Below are 22199 nucleotides of genomic sequence, written 5' to 3'. Positions count from 1 at the left end.
ACGCCGGGCACGCTTTTCCTCAGGAGGGACCCACATGCGTTTCTTGCCAGTCCTGGCTGTCGCCACACTTATTTCCGGCTGCTTGTTCGACAAAGAGCCCGAGGTGGTACGCCTGTCAGGCGAAACGATGGGGACGACCTTCAACATCACGGCCATCGGTGTCGATGTTGATGAAGAAGCGCTGGCGGGTGCGGTCGAACAGACACTGGCCGAAGTTAACGCAAAGATGTCGAACTGGGACCCAAATTCCGAGGTTTCGACATTTTCGGACTCGGGCAGCACTGAACCTGTAGCCATTTCGGATGAATTTGCGCTGGTGCTTGATGCCGCGAATGATGTGCACGAGAAATCCAGGGGTACATTCGACGTGACTCTCGGCCCGCTGATTGAGCTTTGGGGCTTTGGTCCGCGCAAACCGGAAGATCCGGTGCCCGCAGATGCTGACATCCAGGCGGCTTTGGGCAAGGTCGGACAGGCCAGATTGCTGCAACTGGATCGCGATGCCGGAACTTTGGCGAAGGCCGATGCCGGAGTCGGAATTAACCTGTCCGCCATTGCCAAGGGGTATGGTATCGACGCCGTGGCCGAAACGCTGCGCACGGCTGGGATTGAGGACTATATGGTCGAGATCGGCGGCGATCTGGTCACAAGAGGCGATAACGACAAGGGTGAGACTTGGCGGATCGGGATCGAAAAACCCCAGGCCGATGCGCAGAATCTGCAGTTGATCGTACAGCTTGACGATCTGGGCATGGCGACCTCGGGCGACTACAAGAATTTCTTTGAACAAGATGGTGTGCGGTATTCGCATATCATTGACCCAACTACTGGCCGCCCGATCACGCATCGGACCACTTCAGTCACGGTACTGGCCGAAAATGCTATGATGGCAGATGCTTGGGCGACAGCGATGTTGGCCTTGGGTCAGGAAAAGGGTTTGAAACTTGCCGAGACGCATAAACTTGCCGTGTATTTCATCTCGCGGGATGTGACAGGCGGTGAGGATGCCTATATCACGGTACACAGCACAGCGTTCAAAGAGGCGTTGGGCACCAACTGACGGGTTGAGCTGAGATGAGCACTTTTATTCTGGCCTTCATTCTGCTGCTGATCATCATGGTTGGCATGTCGCTGGGTGTAATGTTGATGGGTAAGACCATCAAGGGCAGCTGCGGTGGCCTGAATGCGATCTCGGGTGCGGATAAATGTGTGGTCTGCCAAAAGGACGTGGACCCTAACAGCCCCTTGCGCGACAAGCTTCAGTGCAAACGCGCCCAAAAGATGCTTGAGCAGATGGAACGGCAGGCCTAATAACTTAGCGCTTCGTTTGGCGGTTGGAATTGGCTAAGCAGGTCCCTGAATAACGGGGGCGCAGATTTGGCCAAAGCAAGAAACATCCTGTTCATCATGTTCGACCAGCTGCGCTGGGACTATCTGAGCTGTTACGGACATCCGCATCTGCACACCCCCAACATAGACCGCCTGGCAGCGCGTGGTGTGCGGTTCGACAGGGCCTATATCCAGTCTCCTATTTGCGGTTCCTCCCGTATGTCGACCTATACCGGGCGCTATGTGCATTCGCATGGGGCTTCTTGGAATGGAATCCCGCTGAAAGTGGGTGAGATGACCATGGGTGATCATCTGCGCAAGGCTGGGATGGACTGTTGGCTGGTGGGCAAGACCCATATGCGTGCGGATGCCGAGGGATTGGCGCGATTGGGGCTGGAGCCGGACAGTCTGATCGGTGCTCGTGTGGCCGAATGCGGGTTCGACGTGTTCGAGCGTGATGACGGAATGCTGCCCGAAGGGCCGGATGGGTATTATGACCCGGACGGGGCCAAGGAATACAACAAATACCTATCGGCCAAAGGATATGACAGCGACAACCCCTGGCATGACTTCGCCAATTCAGGTCTCGACGCTGAGGGCAATGTTCTGTCGGGCTGGTTTCTCAAGAACTCTTCCCAGCCGGCGAATATTGCCGAGGAAGACAGCGAAACGCCCTATCTGACCGGGCGCGGGATCGAATTCATGGAAACCCATGACGGCCCCTGGTGTTGCCACCTGAGCTTTATCAAACCGCATTGGCCCTATGTGGTGCCAGAACCCTATGCCTCAATGTACGGACCGGAACATATCCTGCCCGTGGTCCGGTCTGAGGCGGAACGCCGGAATGCCCATCCGGTGCTCCGGGCATTCATGGACACCAAGGTTGGCGAGGCGTTCTCGCGGCAGGATGTGCGCGACGCCGTGATCCCCGCTTATATGGGTCTGATCAAGCAGGCCGACGACCAGATGGGCCGGCTGTTCGCATGGCTGGAAAAGACGGGTCGGATGGAGGACACGATGATCGTGTTAACCTCGGACCACGGGGATTTTCTGGGCGATCACTGGATGGGTGAGAAGACCTTTTTCCAGGACGCATCGGTCAAGGTGCCGTTGATCATCTATGACCCATCCCCCGAGGCTGAGGCGACCCGTGGCACTGTGAGCGACGCGCTGGTCGAGTCCATCGACCTCGCCCCAACATTCTTGGACATAGCCGGAGGCGAAGCGTCGGGTCACATTCTGGAAGGTCACTCCTTGTTGCCGATCTTGCGTGGCCATCAGGTCGAGACACCTCGGGATGTGGTAGTCAGTGAGTATGACTATTCCGCCTCGCCCATGGCGGAAAAGCTGAATGCCTCGGTTCGGGATGCAGTGATGTTCATGGTGGCCAACAAGAATTGGAAGCTGATCCATTGCGAAGGCGGGCATCGGCCACTGCTGTTCGATCTTGAAAACGACCCGAATGAACTAACCGACCTTGGCAACAGTGCTGAACACGCGGATATCATCGCCAAGATGTATGACCATCTGTTCACTTGGGCGCGTCGCCCGTCGCAGCGCACAACACGTTCCGAACAGCAACTGATCGAAATGCGCACCAATAGTCGGGGCAGAGGGGTGGTTATTGGAGTCTATGACGAAAACGACGCGCCACTGGATTTGACCGTGAAATACAGAGGCCGCAAAGCGCGCCCCTATCTGGACCATACCGGCAAGGAATAGCCTTTGTAACATGAATTCTGACCTGATCAGGGCAAAAGGCGGTTCACCCTGCGCGGGGCAGGCGATACAAGACCAACCAAGAGCAGCAAACCCGGAGAGCCGAAATGACCGCCCCGAAACCCGTCGTCCTGTGTATTCTTGATGGCTGGGGCCTGTCCGAGGACACCGAGGCCAATGCGCCTTACCTTGCCGACACGCCAACATTTGATGCGATCATGGCCAAGGGCCCACACGCCAAGCTGATCACCCATGGTCCGGACGTTGGTCTGCCAAGTGGTCAGATGGGCAATTCCGAAGTCGGTCACACAAATATTGGGGCTGGCCGCGTTGTTGCGATGGATTTGGGCCAGATTGATCTGGCGATTGAGGACGGTTCTTTCTTTGCCAACTCCGCGCTGCAGAACTTTATCGGTAGGGTAAAGGCTGCAGGTGGCACAGCACATCTGTTGGGGGTGGTCTCGGACGGGGGAGTGCATGGCCACCTGAACCATATCATTGCTGCGGCAAAGGCGATAACGGATGCTGGTGTGCCCGTTGCCTTGCACGCGGTTACGGATGGCCGGGATGTGGCCCCGAAATCAGCGCCGACCTATATCACAGAGCTTGAGGAACGCTTGCCCGACGGCGCCCGTGTTGCCTCGGTCTGCGGGCGCTATTTTGCCATGGACCGCGACAACCGATGGGAACGTGTCAGCGAAGCCTATGGTGCAATGATCAAAGGGCAGGGGCGCAGCGCTGTTTCGGCGCGCAATGCCGTGGATCAGGCCTATCAGCAGTCGGAAACGGACGAATTTATCGTCCCGACAGTTCTCACCGGGTATGACGGCATATCAGACGGAGACGGTTTCTTCTGCCTCAACTTTCGCGCCGACCGGGCTCGTGAAATCCTGCGGGCGATTGGCGAACCCGGCTTTGACGATTTCGACACCGGCCCGCGCCCGCAGCTTTCAGCCCTGCTGGGCATGGTCGAATACTCCGACGGGCACAGCGCCTATATGACCACGGTGTTCCCCAAGCGCGAAATCGTGAATACCCTGGGTGAATGGGTGGCGAAACATGGGCTCAGCCAATTCCGTCTCGCCGAGACCGAGAAGTACCCGCATGTGACCTTCTTCCTCAATGGCGGCAAGGAAGTGCCTGAGGCGAACGAAGACCGCTTTATGCCTAAATCACCCAAAGTGGCGACCTACGACCTACAACCCGAGATGTCATCGGCCGAAGTAACCGCAAAATTCGTCGAAGCCATCGGGGCGGGCTATGATCTGATCATAACCAATTATGCCAATCCGGATATGGTTGGGCATACCGGCGATCTGCAGGCGGCAATCCGCGCCTGCGAGGCTGTGGATCAAGGGCTGGCGCAAGTGGTTGCCGCGTTGGAAAACGCAGGCGGCGCAATGATCATTACCGCCGATCACGGAAATTGCGAGATGATGGTCGACCCCGAAACCGGCGGGCCGCATACGGCCCATACGCTGAACCCCGTGCCCGTCGCCTTGGTAGGGGGACCCGCTGGGGCATCCCTGCACGATGGGCGCCTGTCTGATCTGGCACCCACATTGCTGGACCTGATGGGGCTGGATCAGCCCCCTGAAATGACTGGAAAGAGCCTGCTTTCATGACGCTTCGTGCGCTGCTTCTGGCGATCTTCTTTGCATCCAGGGCGGTTGCCCAGACCGACCCCGCGACCGCCGCATTGAATGCAGCGCAGATGCTTGAGCAGGCATCAGTATCGTTGACCGAGGCCGAAAGCGCCCGCGACCGGGTCCGTGCCCTGACCGAAACCATACAGGCGTATGAGGCGGGTCTGTCGGCCATGCGCGATGGCCTACGACGGGCGGCAACACGCGAAGCCCAGCTAACAGCCGAATTGCGCAGTCGGGAAAAGGATGTGGCACAGCTGTTGGGCGTATTGCAAACGATCGAAACCACGGCGCCTCCGGTTCTGATGCTACACCCGTCAGGGCCGTTGGGCTCGGCCCGGGCCGGTATGATGCTGTCCGAAGTTACGCCGGGCCTGAACGCAAAAGCGCAGTCTCTTGCGCGTGATCTTCAGGAAGTGCGCACGCTGCGATTGCTGCAGCAAAGCGCCTCGGAAACCTTGGTCGAGGGCTTGACCGGCGTTCAGAATGCCCGCACCCAGCTCAGCACCGCCATCGCAGACCGAACGGATTTGCCGCGGCGCTTTGTCGAGGACCCGATCCGCACAGCTATCCTGATCTCATCGACTGAAACGCTTGACGGTTTTGCCAGCGGGCTTTCCCAGATCTCCGAAGGGCAAATCGCCGAAACGGATGCGGATATATCAAGTATCAAGGGTCAGATTGCGCTGCCGACGCAGGGCATCATCCTGCACCGGGCAAATGAAACCGATGCGGCCGGTGTCAAACGCCCTGGTATCGTATTGGGCACCCGACCGCGCGCAATAGTCACCTCGCCAACGGCGGCCACGATACGGTATCGCGGGCCACTACTGGAGTTGGGGAATCTGGTGATCCTCGAGCCGCAACCGGGGCTTCTATTTGTCTTTTCCGGGCTACAAGAGGTCTACGGAGAAGCCGGTCAGGTGATTCCCCGGGGGACGCCAGTCGGATTGATGCCTGCAGAATCGAAGGAAATCGGCGCAATTTTGTCAACAAGCGGTGATGGCACTGGAACTGACCGATCAGAAACGCTCTATATAGAGGTAAGACAGGATAACAGCCCCGTGGACCCGGAATCGTGGTTTCGGACCGACAAGGATGGATAAACGAGTATGAAGAAATTTGTGATGGCCGGTTTGGCTGGAACTATAGCAGGCCTGATTGTAACGACGCAGATCGCCGGTCCGTTGCTTGCCCAAGAAGCCGAAAACAAGGCCAGTGTCTATGAACAGCTGGATCTGTTTGGCGATATTTTCGAACGCATCCGCGCGCAATATGTCGAAGAGGTTGAGCCCGAAGACCTGATTGAGGCGGCCATTGACGGTATGCTGACCTCGCTGGATCCGCATTCCAGCTATCTGTCCCCGGATGATGCCGAACAGATGCGGGTCCAGACCCGTGGCGAGTTTGGCGGTCTGGGTATCGAAGTCACGCAGGAAGAGGGCTTTGTCAAAGTTGTCTCGCCGATCGATGATACGCCTGCGGATGAGGCCGGGATCGAAGCCGGAGATTTCATCACCCATGTCGATGGCGAAAGCATACTGGGCCTGACCCTGGACAAGGCGGTCGATCTGATGCGCGGGCCGGTGGGCTCGGAAATCGTGATCACCGTTGTCCGCGAGGGTGAACAGGAACCTTTTGACGTGCCTATCATCCGCGACACGATCAAACTGACGGCAGTACGCGCGCGCACCGAAGGGACCAGTGTGGTTCTGCGTGTGACCACCTTTAACGACCAAACCTATCCCAACTTGCAGGAAGGCCTGGCCGAGCAGATCGAAGAGGCCGGAGGGATCGACAAGGTGAATGGTGTCGTTCTGGACCTGCGCAACAATCCCGGTGGTCTGCTGACACAGGCAATCAAGGTTTCGGACGCATTCTTAAACGAGGGTGAGATCGTATCAACCCGTGGCCGCGATCCAAGCGATGGTGAGCGTTTCAACGCAACTGTGGGTGATCTGGCAGAAGGAAAGCCGATTGTGGTGCTGATCAATGGCGGGTCCGCCTCAGCATCCGAGATTGTAGCCGGCGCGCTGCAGGATCATCGCCGCGCAATCGTTGTGGGAACCAAAAGTTTCGGCAAAGGCTCGGTCCAGACTGTCATGCCACTGCGGAGCGATGGCGCGATGCGTTTGACCACGTCGCGCTACTACACGCCGTCGGGCCGGTCTATTCAGGCGCTTGGTGTCAGCCCCGACATCATCGTTGAACAGCCCCGCCCAGCCCCGGAGACCGAGGAAGAAGAGGCCAATGGGAACACCCGTTCCGAGGCTGATCTGCGTGGCAGTCTGAACAATGACAGCCTGAGCGAGGATGAAATCCGCCAGATCGAAGAAGATAGGGCCAAGGCCGAAGCCACCGCCGAATTGCGGGAAGAGGATTACCAGCTGGCCTATGCCATCGACATCCTCAAGGGGCTGTCAGCCTTCAACCCGGACGGGCCATCGCAATAAAGAAACCGGGCCGCCTAACAGGCGGCCCTTTTCCTGATGGGGCCGCTGCCGATCGAGATAGGGTGGCTGTTTAGAGCCCGATGCCACCTATGTTGTCTCCCAACCAACGTCCGCTCTGTGAAAAGCTAGTCAGAAAAACACATCTTGTTTCCATCCAGGTCTCGAACATATGCAGAGAACTTTGGCCCGCGTTGGTTGGGGGCTCCCTCACAATCACCCCCGAGATCTGTGGCTAAAGCGTGCAGCCTTCTGACTTCTGCGTGGCCACCAACGCAAAATCCAACCATCGTTCCATTACCGTAAGTGGCCGGCAACGTGTCGAAGGGCTTGGCCACGGCGAAGGCAAAATCCTTTCCAAGCCAGTAAGTCATTCTTTCTGAAGGCGACATGCTTTGGAGACCCGATTGCGAAAACAGTGTGTCGTAGAAGGTTCTTGCAGCTGCCATGTCATTCGTTCCGACAACAAAGTAATTCATTTTCATCGATTTAGCTCCTGCAAGTGAGTGGCCTGCGTCAGGCATTGGTTTCAGTGATCCAAGCTATATCGACTAATGTGCCATTTTATGTCTTATTTGATTCATGGCACGGGCTAATACACACAACAGACTGAGGCGATTGGAATTGCTTGCGGTTCAACTCAAGCAAGATGCCCATTGTACGGTTAGAGACTTGGCGCAACAGCATGGTGTCAGTATGCGCACGATAGCCCGCGACCTTGTGCTTATGCGGGACCAAGGCATGCAGATAGACGCTGATCGCGGTCGTGGAGGAGGTGTGCGCCTCGACCGCAACTGGGGCGTTGGTCGCATGAACCTGACATACGCTGAGGCGGTCGATCTGCTAATCAGCATTGCTGTCGCAGAGCAGATGAAATCATCAATGTTGCTTGCGAACTTGGCTTCGGTAAGGCGGCAGCTTGTGGCCTCGTTTTCACCCGAGAAACGCAACAAGGTGAACCAGCTCAAGTCCCGTATTCTCATAGGCGTCACGGCTTCGACTTATGTTCAAGCCAGCGCGAGCGCCCCACCAAAAAGGATTGTGCAAGCGGTTCATCAGGCTTTCGTCGATCAAAAGGTCTTGGAACTGCGATATCAAAGAGAAGACGGTGTCATTTCCAACCGGCAAATTGAGCCTCAGTATCTCTTGTTGAAGTATCCCATTTGGTACGTCGTTGCGATCGACCGTCTGAGAAACCAACCAAGGACGTTTCGGTGCGACCGGATGCTTGGGGCCTCAATGGGCGAAACGCGCTTCAAGCTCCTGCCGAAAGAAAAATTTCAACCCTCATTGGTAATTGATGATTCTTCGATGTGATCGGGTCATGGCCAACCGTATGCGGACAATGACGCCTGAATTATAGGCACGCACTTCCTCCGCCCTTCTACCGCCTACTGAGACCGGCGAAAGACTCGTTTTAGCATATCAAGCTCTGCTCGCATCAGGTCCAGTTCGGCGCGCAGGTCATCGGCGGCGGCGTTTCCTGCAATGATCGAGAACCCGCCCAGTTTAAGCCCTGAAACGGAATCTGAGATTACAAAACTGTGGACCCCGTCAGACAGGGCCACATCAGGCACCTGTACACGAAGCTCCCATCCGGTGTCGGCTGGTGACAGGTGAACCTCATCCAGCGCGTCACCACGGTAGGACACGCTGATCTCGGGCTGCGTATCGGTCTGCAGGTGGCCCATCCAGGTACCATTTTCCAGGCCCAGAGATGTGAGTATCAGATCGGTCATGGCAGGGTTCTCATAAATCGGCGCGATGGTGACGACAGACGGTCAGGTCCTGCAACACTATCCGGTTCATCCAAGGATTATCCAGAATGATATCCAGCCAGACTTTGTCCATGCGGCGTTCATTCAGTGGTAAATGTGCAAGATCAAAATCCACGCTGTTTGAAGGACCAGTGGGATCAAGTTTGCGCAGAACCTGTTCGGCGTTTGGGCCGTGTCGAATATTGAGCCGCGCGAACAATTCCTGTGGGCGTTCGGCCTCAATATGGCAATCGACTCGGATCAGATGCTGCCGCGTCAGCCCTTGCACAGCCTCTTGTGGAAGCTCAATAGAGAGAGAAAGAAATGATCCCTCGAACCCAAACACCTCGACCGCCAAGCTGAACGGTGACAGATCATGCTTGCGCGTGTTCCTGATCTGGCGCGTGCTGATTTCCTGGCGCGGACAGTCGTGAAACAGCGTTGCCTCATCGTTGATACGTGCCTTACGCGGGGCCGAGGCGACACCGGGGCGGGGCTGAGGATAGCGCCACAGCTCGGGCCTCCAGCTCCAGTCGGTGCCCAACGGTTTCGGGAAATGGGTTGATCCTGCCACAGGCCGTGTAAGGCGGCTGTTGGCCTGAAGGATCAGCGCATCCAGCTCGGATCGCAAGCGACGTGCATCATCACGCTGCAGCCGCAATTCAGAAAGCACAGCCTCGGGCGCTGCCAGGGCGTCCCGCTGCCAGCGCGTCAGTGCTTTGCGGTGAATATAGCGATCCAGTAGCTTGCCCATGATCCCAATCTATTGCTCCACACATCTTTTGTCGGATATCCACCCGAGGATAAAGCCGATTTGCATCATAGCGTCGGTAAATTACCGAAAATGTGAACACGCTTTTGGCTAGGCAGCAAAGTTGTGACCTGTTACGAAGGGCGCCGTTCTTGCAATCAACCCGGTCAGTGCGTACCGTCTGACACCTGATTGCAGTGGACCATCCGTTACAACCCTATAGCAATATTTCCGAGGCAAAGACGGGGCATGGAACCCACTCTATTCGCATTCATCTGGAAGCATTCCAAGAAACAGCAACTGGTTTTGTTGCTGCTGACATTGTTTTCTTTTCCCTTCCTCTATGCATCATTGGAGCTGCCCAAGCAGATCATTAACGATGCGATTGGTGCACCAGGCAGCTCGGTAACTTTCTTAGGAGTTACGGTGACGCAGGTGCAGTATTTGTTGATTCTGTGTCTGGCCTTTCTGGCGACCGTAATCGCCAGCGGTCTGATGAAAATGCGGATCAACACGATGAAAGGTGTGTTGGCCGAACGCATGTTACGCCGACTGAGGTACACGCTGATCCACCGAACTCTGCGGTTCCCGAAATCCTATTTTGCCACCACCAGTCAGGGCGAGTTGGTGTCGATGATCACGTCCGAGGCTGAACCGATGGGCGGCCTGATGGGGGATGCGATCGCACAACCCGTATTCCAGTTTGGTCAGATGATGACCATTGTGACGTTTCTGTTCATGCAAAGCGTGTGGTTTGGTCTTGCAAGTATTGCGCTGATCCCGCTGCAGGCTTGGTTGATTCCAAAATTGCAGCGCCAGATCAACCTGTTGAACAAAGACCGAATTCAAGAAGTTAGGCGCTTGAGCTCAGAAATCGGCGAAAGCGCAGCCGGGATCAGTGATCTGCGCACCAACGGAGGCTGGCGGCACAGATTGGCCCAGTTCAGCCATCGTTTGGGAACTTTGTTCGAGATCCGATTCAAGATCTATAACAAAAAGTTCTTCATGAAGTTTCTCAACAATCTGATCACTCAGATGACCCCGTTTCTGTTTTATTCGGTGGGCGGATACCTGGCGATCACGGGCGAGGTAACAGTGGGCGCGCTGGTGGCGGCACTGGGAGCATATAAGGATCTTAGCGGACCTTGGAAGGATCTGCTGACCTATTACAATCAGGTTCAGGACATGTCGTTGCGGTGGGAAATCGTGACCGAACGCTTCGCACCCGACAACATGGTGCCCGAAGAGCTGTTCGAGGGCGAGCCTGATTCCATTCCGCATCTGACTGGCGAGATCAAGCTGCAGAATATTACCGTTCGGGATAACGATGGGAAAACTGTTCTCGAGGATATAGACCTCGTCATACCCAAAGGGGCCCGCGTGGCCATCAAATCCTCGAATGCGGCCGAAAGAGGGGCATTGGCTCAGCTGCTGACCCGCGAATTGCTGCCGGTTCAGGGCGACGTCACGATTGCCGGACATGACATCCAATCTTTGCACCAATCCGTCATCGCGGCGCGGATCGGATATGCCTATTCTCGACCATATCTGTTTGATGGGTCGATTGGGGACAACTTGATGATGCCCCTGAAAACACGCCCTCAGCATGAAACCGACGCCGCCAGGGCCCCTAGCCGCCGCCAGATCGAGGCCGCGCGAGCGGGGAACTCGGTGGATTCGCTGTCAGATGAATGGATTGATCCCGGTCTGGCCGGGCTCAACAACACTGACGACATCCAGGATTGGTGGTTCAAGCTGGTCGAGGCGATGGGAACGGATGAATTCATGTTCCGCCGCACCCTGCGCAGCCAGTTGAATCCGGATCAGCATCCCGAATTTGTGCAAAATATCATCGACCTCCGTGGCCCCATCCATGACAAGTTGGTGGAAAAAGATCTGGACCGCTTTGTCTACCGGTTCGATCCGGACAGGTTCAACCCAACTGTGCCTTTGGGCGGCAACCTTCTTTATGCAGCACCGTCGCAGGAAATCTCGCCGGACATTCTGGCCGGCGATAATCGGTTCATGCAAATGCTGCGTACACATGAGCTTGATGACGACGCGCTGAGTATCTCAAGCGCTGTTCTGGAAACGCTGAGCCATGCTTTTGGGCGGGACGGAACCGACCATCCGCTGTTCCTGCGCCTGGGCTTGAGCAAGGAAATGTTCCACCGGCTGCTGGCAATCGAAGACAAGCGCAAGGCAAAAGGCGTGGACGAGCTGTCGCAGCGCGAACACGCCTTTCTTCTGACCGTTCCGTTCCTGCTGACCGCCGAACAGATTGGCCCTGATTTCCCGGATGAATACAAACAGAAGATTCTGAAAATCCGCACTGAACAGGGCGAGAGGCTACGCGGAAGCCTGCAAGAGATATTTGTACCGGTCACACCGGACACATACATCGCGCGCATGACGGTTATGGAAAATGCGCTTTTCGGGCGGGTATCTGTGACGGCGGGAGCTCATGCTGACGAGATAGAGGATGTGGTTGCCGAAGTGATCAATGCCGCAGGTCTGCGCAGACAGGCAGCGGCCATCGTCTATGATCTGTCCGCAGGGCTGGGTGGGAACAATCTGACAACCGTCTTTCAGGAACGAATTGCCTTCTCGCGCGCCGGGATTAAACGGCCGGATTTGCTGATCCTGGATAAAGCGTTGGCCAGCCATGACTCTGAGAGCCGTTTACGCACCCGGTTGAAACTGCGCGAACTGCTGCCCGATTCCATCATGATTTTCATGGAGGACAGTTTCGCCCATCCCGAGGCCTATGATCTGTTTGTTGAAATCAAGGATGGCCGCATTGACGGTGTCTCGAAAACGCAGCTCGAACAAGAATCCGGCACCACCGCTGACCTCAGCCGCAAGCTGAAGATTATCTCATCAACTCCGCTTTTTGCCAATATCGACGGTCGCAACCAGAGATTGCTGGCGTTTTCGGCGCAGTGGTATGATGCTGCCGCTGGTCAGGTCATTTTCTCTCGTGGGCAGGCGCCGGATGCGGCCTATCTGTGCATTTCGGGTCATGCGAAGCTGATGTGGCACGAAGAAGACGGTTCGACCCGGTCCATATCTGTCATTGAACCCGGGCGCCTGATCGGTGACCTGTCTGTTATCACCGGTGAGACCAGGCAGTTGGATCTTGTGGCAGGCGAAAACTGTTCATTTCTGCGGATTGGTGCAGTGGAACTGCGCGCGGTGATCGAAAGCGATGCAAGCGTTGCGGTTCAGTTGCTTGAAACAGTTGCCGGATACCTGACAACCATTTCGGAAAAGATCAACGCCACCAAAGCATCGACCTTGTTCTTCGATGATGAGGACCAGACCGAAAGTTCCCACCAGAATGTCTGAAATCCGCGCGCCCTCTTACGCCCCGCATGAGCATCTGGTCGCCGACGCACGCGACAAACCACAGCTGTGGCGTCTGCTGGCCGGCCTGGCAACAATTGTGGTCGTTGCAACCGTCTTCAATCTGATCCTGTTTGCAGTCGTAACCGTGGCCGGACCGCAGGAATGGGCCAGCGGGTTGATGAACGGCTCGACCCCGATCTCGATGGTGATCCTGCTGTCAAGCTTTGGGTTTGTCACATTTGGTGTGTGGACCGCAGCGCGACAGTTTCAGAAGCGGTCCCTGGGTTCTATTTTAGGGACTCGGGGCAAAGCGGCCAGACAGTTCTGGCTTGTGCTGCGCGCCCTGATGGTGCTTGGCGTGGTTATCGTAACCGTGCCGCACCTCATTATGGGCGCGCCGCTTGTTCAAAACCTGTCCTTTTCGGTTTGGCTGGTATTCCTGCCTCTGTCGCTATTGGCTGTGTTTGTCCAAATCAGTGCGGAGGAGCTGCTTTTCCGCGGATATATGCAGCAAAGCCTGGCTGCGCGATTCCGTTCTCCGATCATCTGGATGGGGGTACCGTCGCTTCTATTCGCGGTGGGGCACTATTCGCCCGATGCGGCGGGCGGCAATGCAGAGTTGCTGGTGCTGTGGACTGGTCTGTTTGGACTTTTGGCTGCGGATTTGACCGCGCGGGCGGGAACCCTGGGCCCGGCCATAGCGCTGCATTTTTTCAACAATGTCATAGCGCTCTTGTTTGTCTCGCTCCCTGACACCCTCAGCGGTCTTGCCTTATTTGTACTGCCCTTTGATATGACCGATACTCTGACATTGCGGCAATGGTTATATGTGGATTTTGCCGTGATGATTGTCAGCTGGTTTATCGCGCGCCTTGCGCTCAGGCGCTGATTGCAATTCTTTCCGTAGCGTCTTATGTGACGTCAACGCCGTACTAGCAAGGTTCCGACATGAACTGGATCACAAACTACGTCCGTCCCCGGATTAATTCGATCTTCTCACGCCGGGAAGTCCCGGAAAACCTTTGGCACAAGTGTGACGAATGCGGCACGATGCTGTTCCACCGCGAATTGGCGGAAAACCAGAATGTCTGCACCCAATGTGATCATCATATGGCGATCACTCCGCGCGACCGGTTCGGGCACCTGTTTGACGGTGGTATATTTACCGAGGTCGATGTTCCCGCTCCCAAAGATGATCCGCTACAGTTCCGGGACCAGAAGAGATACCCCGACCGGATGAAAGCAGCGCAGAAGAAAACTGGCGAGCAAGAGGCGATGCTGGTCGCCAAAGGTGATATCGGACGTACGCCGGTCGTGGCAGCGGCCCAGGATTTCTCGTTCATGGGCGGCTCGATGGGTATGTATGTCGGCAATGCCATCATTGCGGCCGCGCAAGAGGCAGTTAAGTTGAAACGCCCGCTGATCCTGTTCTCGGCAGCGGGTGGCGCGCGAATGCAGGAAGGCATCCTGAGCTTGATGCAGATGCCGCGAACCACCGTGGCGGTTGAGATGCTGAAAGAGGCAAAACTGCCCTATATCGTTGTACTCACCCATCCTACCACCGGAGGCGTGACCGCTTCTTATGCGATGCTGGGCGACGTCCATATCTCGGAACCCAATGCGCTAATCTGCTTTGCAGGCCCGCGCGTGATCGAACAGACCATTCGGGAAAAGCTGCCCGAAGGATTTCAGCGCGCAGAATACTTGCTGGACCACGGAATGCTGGACCGGGTAACGAAGCGTACCGAAATGCGTGACGAATTGATCACGATTACCCGCATGCTGATGAATCAGCCTCCTGCGGTCAAAGGTGATTTGCCCGCGCCCACCCCCGAAGCCCCAGAGAAAGACGCGGATCAGGAATGACTTCGCCATCGTCAGACGTCATCCTTGATCGGATGATGGCGCTGCATCCCAAGATCATTGACCTGACGCTGGATCGGGTGTGGCGTCTGCTTGCCGCGCTGGAAAGCCCTCAGACCAAATTGCCTCCGGTCGTTCATATCGCAGGGACAAATGGCAAGGGGTCTACGCAGGCTATGATCCGCGCCGGTATGGAAGGGGCGGGAAAAACGGTTCACGCCTATACCTCTCCGCATCTTGCCCGGTTTCACGAGCGTATTCGGCTGGCAGGTGAGTTGATTTCGGAAGCCGAACTGACAAACGTCCTTGATGAGTGCTATGCCGTCAATGGTGGTGAGAACATCACCTATTTCGAGATTACGACCTGTGCGGCCCTCCTGGCCTTTGCCCGCAAACAGGCTGATTATACCTTGCTTGAGGTCGGCCTTGGCGGGCGCCTGGATGCAACAAACGTGGTGCACGAACCCGCCGTGACGGTTATCACGCCGGTTTCCATCGACCATGAACAGTTTCTAGGCGACACGTTGGGCAAGATCGCTGCCGAAAAAGCCGGGATCATCAAGCCGGGCGTCCCTTGTATCGTCGGCCCACAGCAGGACGAAGCGCTTGAGGTCATCGAATATACAGCGGCCCGTCTGGGTGCCCCATTGCTGGTACACGGTCAGCACTGGCATGTGACCGAGGAAAACGGACGTCTTGTGTATCAGGACGAAATCGGGCTGCGGGATCTGCCGCTGCCCAACTTGCTTGGCGCACATCAAATTCAGAATGCGGGTGCGGCAATAGCGGTATTGCGCCATCTCGAACTTGGTGATCAGGCCTATGAGGCCGCCGTTACCAAGGCCGAGTGGCCAGCACGGATGCAGCGTCTGAAATCCGGCCCGCTTGTTGAACAGGCCGCACAGGCCGAGCTGTGGCTGGATGGTGGGCACAATGCCGCCGCGGGAATTGCGCTTGCTGAAGTGCTGAGAAAATTACCGCAATCTCCGACACATTTGATCTGCGGAATGCTCAACACCAAAGATGTCGCTGGCTATCTTGCACCGCTTGCCACGCAGGCTCAAAGCCTGACCGCAGTGTCGATACCGGGTGAGGCCGCGACGCTTAGCGCTGAAGATACGGCGCAGGCTGCTGACCAGGTTGGCATGAAAGCCGACACTGCAGAGAGTGTATCCGCGGCCCTGCAGAAAATCACAGACCAAGACCCTCAGGCCCGTATCCTGATTTGCGGATCACTCTATTTGGCGGGCAACATCCTACGGGAAAACGGATAGGTCTTCACCTGGCGGAGGTACCTTGGGGAAGGCGCGCAAAACGTGACGGGGCAGCGCCCCTATGCCCCCCAATCTTCGGCTTGCATCTCGCGCAGTCGCGAGGCAGTGCGTTCGAACTCGAACGTCCCTTCACCCTCGACATACAACATCTCGGGCTCTGCGGCCGCCGAACAGATCAGGCGAACCCGCGCCTCATACAAGGCGTCAATCAAAGTCACAAAGCGCTTGGCCTCATTGAAATTATTCCGGGACAGGCGCGGGATGTCCTCCAGAACCAGAACTTTGACTGCCTCGGCAACGGCCAGATAATCTGCAGGGCCCAGCATCCGTCCGCACAGGTCATAAAAGCTTGCTCGGGCTATCCCGTTCCGAAAGGCCGGCAATTCGACAGCACGGCCATTTACCTGCAACATCAGCGGTTCCGCCGCACCGCCCGCGAGATCGTTCCAGACGGATCGGATATTCTGTCGAGCCTCGGGGCCGATCGGCGTGAAATAGACTGGCGCACCTTCAAGACGGTTCTGTCGGTAATCAGTAGGCGAGACCAGTTCCCATATCTGAAGCTGTTCCTTGATATGCGCGATGAATGGCAAAAAGAGCTGGCGGTTCAAGCCGTTCTTGTACAATTCGTCCGGGTGCCGGTTGGATGTGGTGATGACCACGACCCCGCCAGCATGCAAAAGATCAAACAGCCGCCCGACGATCATCGCATCGGTGATATCGGTGATCTGCATCTCGTCAAATGCCAGCAGTTTTACGGATTTGACAACCGAGTCCGCGACCGGTGCAAGCGCATCCTCAACTCCGTCCTTACGAGCTTTGTGCATTCCCGCGTGGATTTCCTGCATGAAAGCATGAAAATGGACGCGACGGGCAGGGATGTCGCCAAGCGCGTCGACAAACATATCCATCAACATCGACTTGCCACGACCAACTCCGCCCCACAGATAAAGTCCCTGGGGCGGCGGGGGTGTCTTGCGAAAGAAACCACGCTTGACCGGGGTAGCCAAGGCCGCGCGAATGCGTTCGAAATGCGGAAGGACAGCCTCTTGCGCATCGTCCCGCGTCAAAGTGCCATCGGCGATGCGTGTCTCGTAAAGCGATATCAAATCTGACATATCCCGAGGGATACCTTCACCTCTGGGCGTTGAAAAGCAGGCATTTTGAAGATGCATCAATTTTACTTATCCGCAACGTCAAAACTCCTGAATTGACCACGGTACAAATTTGGCTACCGTCGCGGCTCGGACATTCGAGGATCCTATGCCACAGCACGCACGCCTGCTAAATCCGATCTTGATCGTCGGCTGTATAATTATCGCCGTCAGTTTTGCCGTGCGGGCATCCTTTGGCGTATTCCAGATCCCCATTGCGACTGAATTCGGCTGGCTGCGCACCGATTTTTCGATGGCGATTGCGATCCAGAACCTCGCTTGGGGAATTGGACAACCCATTTTTGCCGCCATCGCCGAGAAGGTGGGGGATCGCCGTGCGATTGTGCTCGGGGCATTGACCTATGCATCGGGCATGGTGTTGTCGGCGTGGTCCGTTACCCCGTTCGAGCATCAGATGTACGCCTGGCTTGTGGGCTTTGGGATTGCCGGCACGGGGTTTGGTGTCGTGCTTGCCGTAGTTGGACGGGCGTCCTCTGATCATAACCGCTCTATGTCTCTGGCCGTCGTGACAGCGGCAGGAAGCTTTGGCCAGGTTTTGGGTGCTCCAACGGCGGAATGGCTTTTGTCTTTTATGCCCTGGCAACAGGTTTTCATCGTGTTTGCCGTTGCCATCCTGGCACTGGTCATGACTCTGCCCTTCATGCGCGCCCCCCACGCCGCAACCAAAGCCGAAATCGAAGAGAGCATGGGCCAGATTCTGGGTAAGGCCTTCCGGGACCCGTCTTATACCCTGATTTTCCTGGGATTTTTCAGCTGTGGTTATCAGCTTGGCTTTATCACAGCGCATTTTCCCGCTTTCGTTACCGAAATGTGCGGCCCGATTCAGCCGGGTGGAATACTGCATTCCATTGGTATAACGACAACTTCCGCATTAGGGGCTGTGTCGATTTCATTGATCGGGTTGGCCAATATCGGAGGGACATTGCTGGCGGGGTGGGCCGGAATGCACTTTCCCAAGAAATACCTTCTGGCCTCCATTTATGCCGCCCGCACGCTTACAGCGGCGGCTTTCATAATCCTGCCGATCACGCCAATCACGGTCGTTGTATTCTCATTGGTCATGGGTTCGCTCTGGCTGGCAACGGTTCCACTGACCTCGGGGCTCGTCGCACATTTGTATGGGTTGCGCTACATGGGTACGCTTTACGGCATCATCTTCTTCAGCCATCAGGTCGGCAGTTTTCTTGGCGTCTGGCTTGGCGGCCGCATGTATGACCAGTACGGAGATTACACCTTTGTCTGGTGGATCGGCGTGGCCATCGGCGCCTTCAGCGCCATCGTTCACCTTCCCATCCGCGAGAACCGGCCGCTACCCGTCGCAGCCTAATCTAGCGGGCCTCTTCGCGGGTCAAAAGCCCCTCTGCCACCAACCGGTCGGCCCATCCTTGCGGGCCCTCAAAATGATGCGTTTGCCAGCCTCGCGCCTGCGCCGTTTCGATATTGTCGATCCGGTCGTCGGTGAACAACAACGCCTCAGGCGCCAGACCACAATCGGCTTCGACCATCTCGTAAATCGGGACATGCGGTTTCACAGTCTGCATGCGACCTGAAACATACAGCCGGTCAAACTCGGTGAGGAATGGATAGACCGTGGTTGCATACTCAAAATTCTGCACCCCGAAATTTGTGAGCGCAAAGACCGAGATGCCTTTGGCGCGCAGCGCACGTTGCAGTCGTACCGAGTGGGGAATTTCGGGCGTGGCCAATTCGATCCACTTGTCGTGCCACATCCGGATTTCATCCCGCCATTGGGGATATTTATCAGCCCAGCCATAGATAGTGTCAGTGAAATGTTGCCCCTGATCAACCAGATCGTTCATTCCATGCAGGTCAACCTCGGCAAACATGGCCCGGCGACGGTCTTCACCAATAACCGCGTCGTAGTACCGTTCTGGCTGCCATTCTATCAGGACATTCCCGATGTCGAAAACCACCGCTTCTATTGGCATGAACAATCCTTCTTAGAATCTCTGCTGGGGCTGACTGAATCAATCCTTGCTGCGCTTTTCAAGACAGGAACTGCAGCGCGCAGCGCTGCCCGGCCCAACCGGAGGGGACGCATCTCTGATGCGTCTGTGACGGGCGGGAGGGTCACGCCCTTAGTGCCGCCCGCAATTCCCGTTCCAACGCATCCAAAAACCGGGACCTATCGGCCTTGCCAAAAGGCTTGCCACCGCCCCCGGCGCCCAGAGGGTTTGCCGAACGCAGGTCTGCCATCAGGTCGCGCATCGCCAGTTGCTGACCAATATTGGCGGCGGTAAAGGCCTCGCCGTTGTGACGTAATACACGCGCACCTGCTTCAACACATTTCGCGGCTAAAGGAATGTCTGAGGTCACAACCACGTCCCCTGTACCACAACGCTCTGCGATCCATTTATCGGCCTCATCCGCACCTGCGGACACGATCACAACCTGTACCAGAGGATTGGCCGAAGGCCTCAGGCCACCGTTCGAAACCAGAGCCATCGGAATCTTATGTCGGGTCGCTACACGCTCGGCCTCGGCCTTCACTGGACAGGCATCTGCGTCTATGTACAGGGTTGTCACGCTTTCTTTGCCTGTTTCTCGGCAGGCTTCTTCTTGACCTTGAATTCCTCGGGGATGGGCATCCGGTTGAACGCATCCAGACCAGCGATCTTATAAGCCTCGGCCAAGGTCGGGTAGTTGAATGTGTTTTGAACGAAATAATCCACTGTGCCTTTCAGGTTCAATACAGCCTGTGCGATATGGATCAGCTCAGTCGCGCCTTCGCCTACGATCTGCACACCAAGAACCCGGCGGGTTTTCAGCGAAAACAGCATCTTCAACATGCCATGTTCCAACCCCATGATATGCCCGCGAGAAGTTTCGCGGAATCGCGCGACGCCGACCTCGTAAGGGATATCGCGCTCCTGTAGCTCCTCTTCGGACATGCCGCAGGTGGATATCTCGGGCACCGAATAGATGCCGTAAGGGTACCAGGGGCTTTCCGGAAGGGTCGGGGTCTCCAACGCATGACATGCCGCCACGCGCCCCTGCTGCAGCGAGGTTGATGCCAGCGAGGGATGTCCGATTACATCTCCGGTCGCATAGATATGCGGTACCGCTGTCTGATAGGTCTTGCGATCGACCTCAATCCGGTTGCGGTGATCGGTTGTCAGCCCGACCGCATCCAGATTCAAGGCCGAGGTCGCGCCCATCCGCCCGGCGGCAAACAGCAACATCTCGGCCCGGACATGCCGTCCATTCTCGAGCGTCACTTCTACGTGGCTACCTCCATCTTCGATCTTTTCAACGGCAGAGCCCAGCCGCAAATCCACGCCGTTTTCGCGGATTTGGTGGGTAAAGTCGTGGATCAGCCGGCTGTCGATGAAATCCAGAAACGTCTCGCGGGGTTCAATCAGGGTGACACGTACATCAAGCGCGGAAAACATCGTGGCATATTCCACACCGATTACACCGGCCCCGATCACGCATAGCGAGCGCGGTATCTCGGCCATCTCCAGAAAATCATCGCCATCGACGATGGTCTTCCCGTTGAAGGGCACATAATCGGGACGATAGGTCTTGGTTCCGGTGGCAATCAGGAACTTTGCGGCGGACAGACGTGTGGTTTCGCCTGCGTCGGTTGCAACCTCAATCTCGTGGGGACCGACAAATCTTGCCAGACCATTTAAGGTTTCCACGTGGTTCCGATTGAACTGATGTTCCAGCACATCGACCTCATGGTCCAGCGTCATGTGCAGCCGAGCCTTGAGGTCTTCGGCCCGGATCTGATCCTTTACCCGGTACGAGCGCCCGTAAAAGCTGCGCTCGCGCCAGCCAGACAGGTTCAGCACTGTCTCGCGGAGGGTTTTTGACGGGATGGTCCCGGTATGGACCGAGACCCCACCCAATCGATCCTTGCGGTCGATAACCAGCACCCGGCGTTTCAACTTGCCTGCCTGAATCGCCGCCGAACGACCGGAAGGGCCGGACCCGACAATGATCAGGTCATAGTCGTATTTGCTCATGCCTCAGTCTCCATACAGTGCTTCGGCGTGGAAAGTGATGTGGTCTTCCATGAAGGTCGACACAAAGAAGTAAGAATGGTCATAGCCGGGCTGCAGACGGAAAACTGCCTGTTGGCGACGTTCGGCTATCGCCTGGGCCAGCGCCTCGGGGCGCAACAGGTCGATGAACTGGTCATTGTCGCCGGTGTCGATCAGGACAGGGCCGTCGAAACCGGTGTTCTTCATCATCAGCGATGCGTCGTGCTTGGCCCATTGGGCCACGTCGTCGCCCAGATATGCCTTCAGTTGTTTGCGGCCCCAATCGGCGCTTGTTGGGTTTGAAATCGGTGCAAATGCCGAAACCGATCGGAACCGACCCGGTAGGTTCATTGCCAATGTCAGGGCGCCATGGCCGCCCATGGAATGGCCGGTAATGGCCTGGCGGTCTGCGTCGATTGCAAAGGTTTCAACCAGCAGAGCGGGCAATTCCTCAGCCACATAGTCCCACATGTTGAAGTGCGGTGCCCAGGGTGATTGCGTGGCATTCACATAAAACCCCGCGCCCTGGCCCAGATCGTAGTCCTCGTGATCGGCAACGCCTTCGCCGCGCGGGGATGTGTCAGGGAAAACAAGGGCGATACCCTGTTCCGCGGCCCAGGCCTGCGCCCCGGCCTTGGTCATGGCGTTTTCATGGGTACAGGTCAGACCAGACAGATACCATAGAACCGGAACCGGGCCGTCCTTTGCCTCGGCGGGCAGGAACAGTCCAAAAGTCATGTCGCATTGGCAGGCAGCCGAGGCGTGGCGGTAGACGCCCTGGACGCCTCCGAAACAAGCGTTTTCCGAAAGGGTTTCCATTTGGTTCCGTCCTTACGTTAGGTTCGCGCCATGGCTATCGTTACTCGGTCCGTGCGTA

The 22199-nt window shown here is 56.6% G+C and carries 20 protein-coding genes; 12 read left to right on the top strand and 8 right to left on the bottom strand.

Going from position 1 to position 22199, the window contains the following annotated elements:
• The first annotated feature begins 34 nt into the window (after positions 1-34).
• From AC2FIC_RS06090 to AC2FIC_RS06065, 6 genes are all read left to right on the top strand, one after another.
• The gene (locus AC2FIC_RS06090) at positions 35-1060 is read left to right on the top strand and encodes an FAD:protein FMN transferase (protein ID WP_496691581.1); all 1026 of its coding nucleotides are present in this window, start codon (positions 35-37) and stop codon (positions 1058-1060) included.
• A 14-nt stretch (positions 1061-1074) separates the two neighbouring features.
• The gene (gene nqrM / locus AC2FIC_RS06085) at positions 1075-1311 is read left to right on the top strand and encodes a (Na+)-NQR maturation NqrM (protein ID WP_271948901.1); all 237 of its coding nucleotides are present in this window, start codon (positions 1075-1077) and stop codon (positions 1309-1311) included.
• Positions 1312-1377: 66 nt separating this feature from the next.
• Positions 1378-3051, top strand: coding sequence for a sulfatase-like hydrolase/transferase (locus AC2FIC_RS06080; RefSeq protein WP_496691583.1), 1674 nt, complete (start codon positions 1378-1380; stop codon positions 3049-3051).
• A 104-nt stretch (positions 3052-3155) separates the two neighbouring features.
• The gene (gene gpmI / locus AC2FIC_RS06075) at positions 3156-4673 is read left to right on the top strand and encodes a 2,3-bisphosphoglycerate-independent phosphoglycerate mutase (protein WP_496691584.1); all 1518 of its coding nucleotides are present in this window, start codon (positions 3156-3158) and stop codon (positions 4671-4673) included.
• Entirely contained in the window at positions 4670-5800 is a 1131-nt protein-coding gene (locus AC2FIC_RS06070) for a murein hydrolase activator EnvC family protein (protein ID WP_281995101.1), read from the top strand. Before gpmI ends, AC2FIC_RS06070 begins: the two co-directional genes overlap by 4 nt.
• Before the next feature lie 6 nt (positions 5801-5806).
• A complete protein-coding gene (locus AC2FIC_RS06065; protein WP_142636359.1) occupies positions 5807-7147 on the top strand; it encodes a S41 family peptidase in 1341 nt (446 codons plus the stop codon).
• Positions 7148-7272: 125 nt separating this feature from the next.
• Here AC2FIC_RS06065 and AC2FIC_RS06060 read toward each other — a convergent pair whose 3' ends face one another.
• A complete protein-coding gene (locus tag AC2FIC_RS06060) occupies positions 7273-7629 on the bottom strand; it encodes a VOC family protein (protein ID WP_496691585.1) in 357 nt (118 codons plus the stop codon).
• Positions 7630-7762: 133 nt separating this feature from the next.
• On the opposite strand from AC2FIC_RS06060, the gene AC2FIC_RS06055 reads away from it, so the two are divergent.
• Positions 7763-8461 carry a helix-turn-helix transcriptional regulator gene (locus tag AC2FIC_RS06055; RefSeq protein ID WP_496691586.1) on the top strand — a complete coding sequence of 233 codons (699 nt, stop codon included), beginning with the start codon at positions 7763-7765 and terminating at the stop codon, positions 8459-8461.
• 74 nt (positions 8462-8535) lie between these two features.
• On the opposite strand, the gene AC2FIC_RS06050 is transcribed toward AC2FIC_RS06055, so the two are convergent.
• Positions 8536-8883 carry a hypothetical protein gene (locus tag AC2FIC_RS06050; protein WP_496691587.1) on the bottom strand — a complete coding sequence of 116 codons (348 nt, stop codon included), beginning with the start codon at positions 8881-8883 and terminating at the stop codon, positions 8536-8538.
• Positions 8884-8893: 10 nt separating this feature from the next.
• Entirely contained in the window at positions 8894-9655 is a 762-nt protein-coding gene (locus tag AC2FIC_RS06045; protein WP_496691588.1) for a DUF6478 family protein, read from the bottom strand.
• A 246-nt stretch (positions 9656-9901) separates the two neighbouring features.
• Here AC2FIC_RS06045 and AC2FIC_RS06040 point away from each other — a divergent pair, with 246 nt between their 5' ends.
• The 4 genes from AC2FIC_RS06040 to AC2FIC_RS06025 are packed head-to-tail and all read left to right on the top strand — an operon-like array spanning position 9902 to position 16137.
• A complete protein-coding gene (locus AC2FIC_RS06040) occupies positions 9902-13000 on the top strand; it encodes an ABC transporter transmembrane domain-containing protein (RefSeq protein WP_496691589.1) in 3099 nt (1032 codons plus the stop codon).
• Positions 12993-13889, top strand: coding sequence for a CPBP family intramembrane glutamic endopeptidase (locus AC2FIC_RS06035; protein WP_496691590.1), 897 nt, complete (start codon positions 12993-12995; stop codon positions 13887-13889). Before AC2FIC_RS06040 ends, AC2FIC_RS06035 begins: the two co-directional genes overlap by 8 nt.
• Before the next feature lie 59 nt (positions 13890-13948).
• A complete protein-coding gene (accD, locus tag AC2FIC_RS06030; RefSeq protein WP_496689318.1) occupies positions 13949-14866 on the top strand; it encodes an acetyl-CoA carboxylase, carboxyltransferase subunit beta in 918 nt (305 codons plus the stop codon).
• Positions 14863-16137 (top strand): bifunctional folylpolyglutamate synthase/dihydrofolate synthase, encoded by a 1275-nt coding sequence (locus AC2FIC_RS06025; RefSeq protein ID WP_496691591.1) that lies wholly within the window; start codon positions 14863-14865, stop codon positions 16135-16137. Before accD ends, AC2FIC_RS06025 begins: the two co-directional genes overlap by 4 nt.
• A gap of 59 nt (positions 16138-16196) precedes the next feature.
• Here the strand turns inward: AC2FIC_RS06025 and zapE are convergent, their stop codons facing one another.
• Entirely contained in the window at positions 16197-17255 is a 1059-nt protein-coding gene (gene zapE, locus AC2FIC_RS06020) for a cell division protein ZapE (protein WP_496691592.1), read from the bottom strand.
• A 145-nt stretch (positions 17256-17400) separates the two neighbouring features.
• On the opposite strand from zapE, the gene AC2FIC_RS06015 reads away from it, so the two are divergent.
• The gene (locus AC2FIC_RS06015; protein WP_496691593.1) at positions 17401-18639 is read left to right on the top strand and encodes an MFS transporter; all 1239 of its coding nucleotides are present in this window, start codon (positions 17401-17403) and stop codon (positions 18637-18639) included.
• A gap of 1 nt (position 18640) precedes the next feature.
• On the opposite strand, the gene AC2FIC_RS06010 is transcribed toward AC2FIC_RS06015, so the two are convergent.
• From AC2FIC_RS06010 to fghA, 4 genes are all read right to left on the bottom strand, one after another.
• A complete protein-coding gene (locus AC2FIC_RS06010) occupies positions 18641-19261 on the bottom strand; it encodes an HAD family hydrolase (protein WP_496691594.1) in 621 nt (206 codons plus the stop codon).
• 142 nt (positions 19262-19403) lie between these two features.
• Positions 19404-19859 carry a YaiI/YqxD family protein gene (locus AC2FIC_RS06005; protein ID WP_281972917.1) on the bottom strand — a complete coding sequence of 152 codons (456 nt, stop codon included), beginning with the start codon at positions 19857-19859 and terminating at the stop codon, positions 19404-19406.
• Positions 19856-21304: a Si-specific NAD(P)(+) transhydrogenase gene (gene sthA / locus AC2FIC_RS06000; RefSeq protein WP_142636327.1), complete on the bottom strand. Its 1449-nt coding sequence runs from the start codon at positions 21302-21304 to the stop codon at positions 19856-19858. Before sthA ends, AC2FIC_RS06005 begins: the two co-directional genes overlap by 4 nt.
• A 3-nt stretch (positions 21305-21307) precedes the next feature.
• A complete protein-coding gene (gene fghA / locus AC2FIC_RS05995) occupies positions 21308-22141 on the bottom strand; it encodes an S-formylglutathione hydrolase (protein ID WP_496691595.1) in 834 nt (277 codons plus the stop codon).
• Positions 22142-22199 lie beyond the last annotated feature (58 nt).

It is taken from the genome of Ruegeria sp. CDSC079 (assembly GCF_059610505.1).
The sequence above is the reverse complement of the archived record's forward strand: the minus strand, read 5'-3'. Positions and strand labels throughout refer to the sequence as shown.

Bases quoted from the DNA above. Each gene is read 5' to 3' on its own strand.
- AC2FIC_RS06065 (WP_142636359.1), top strand. From the start codon at position 5,807: ATGAAGAAATTTGTGATGGCCGGTTTGGCTGGAACTATAGCAGGCCTG.
- AC2FIC_RS06050 (WP_496691587.1), bottom strand. From the start codon at position 8,883: ATGACCGATCTGATACTCACATCTCTGGGCCTGGAAAATGGTACCTGG.
- sthA (WP_142636327.1), bottom strand. From the start codon at position 21,304: ATGAGCAAATACGACTATGACCTGATCATTGTCGGGTCCGGCCCTTCC.
- AC2FIC_RS06070 (WP_281995101.1), top strand. From the start codon at position 4,670: ATGACGCTTCGTGCGCTGCTTCTGGCGATCTTCTTTGCATCCAGGGCG.
- AC2FIC_RS06045 (WP_496691588.1), bottom strand. From the start codon at position 9,655: ATGGGCAAGCTACTGGATCGCTATATTCACCGCAAAGCACTGACGCGC.
- AC2FIC_RS06060 (WP_496691585.1), bottom strand. From the start codon at position 7,629: ATGAAAATGAATTACTTTGTTGTCGGAACGAATGACATGGCAGCTGCA.
- AC2FIC_RS06015 (WP_496691593.1), top strand. From the start codon at position 17,401: ATGCCACAGCACGCACGCCTGCTAAATCCGATCTTGATCGTCGGCTGT.
- AC2FIC_RS06035 (WP_496691590.1), top strand. From the start codon at position 12,993: ATGTCTGAAATCCGCGCGCCCTCTTACGCCCCGCATGAGCATCTGGTC.
- accD (WP_496689318.1), top strand. From the start codon at position 13,949: ATGAACTGGATCACAAACTACGTCCGTCCCCGGATTAATTCGATCTTC.
- zapE (WP_496691592.1), bottom strand. From the start codon at position 17,255: ATGTCAGATTTGATATCGCTTTACGAGACACGCATCGCCGATGGCACT.
- fghA (WP_496691595.1), bottom strand. From the start codon at position 22,141: ATGGAAACCCTTTCGGAAAACGCTTGTTTCGGAGGCGTCCAGGGCGTC.
- AC2FIC_RS06010 (WP_496691594.1), bottom strand. From the start codon at position 19,261: ATGCCAATAGAAGCGGTGGTTTTCGACATCGGGAATGTCCTGATAGAA.
- AC2FIC_RS06090 (WP_496691581.1), top strand. From the start codon at position 35: ATGCGTTTCTTGCCAGTCCTGGCTGTCGCCACACTTATTTCCGGCTGC.
- gpmI (WP_496691584.1), top strand. From the start codon at position 3,156: ATGACCGCCCCGAAACCCGTCGTCCTGTGTATTCTTGATGGCTGGGGC.
- AC2FIC_RS06040 (WP_496691589.1), top strand. From the start codon at position 9,902: ATGGAACCCACTCTATTCGCATTCATCTGGAAGCATTCCAAGAAACAG.
- nqrM (WP_271948901.1), top strand. From the start codon at position 1,075: ATGAGCACTTTTATTCTGGCCTTCATTCTGCTGCTGATCATCATGGTT.
- AC2FIC_RS06025 (WP_496691591.1), top strand. From the start codon at position 14,863: ATGACTTCGCCATCGTCAGACGTCATCCTTGATCGGATGATGGCGCTG.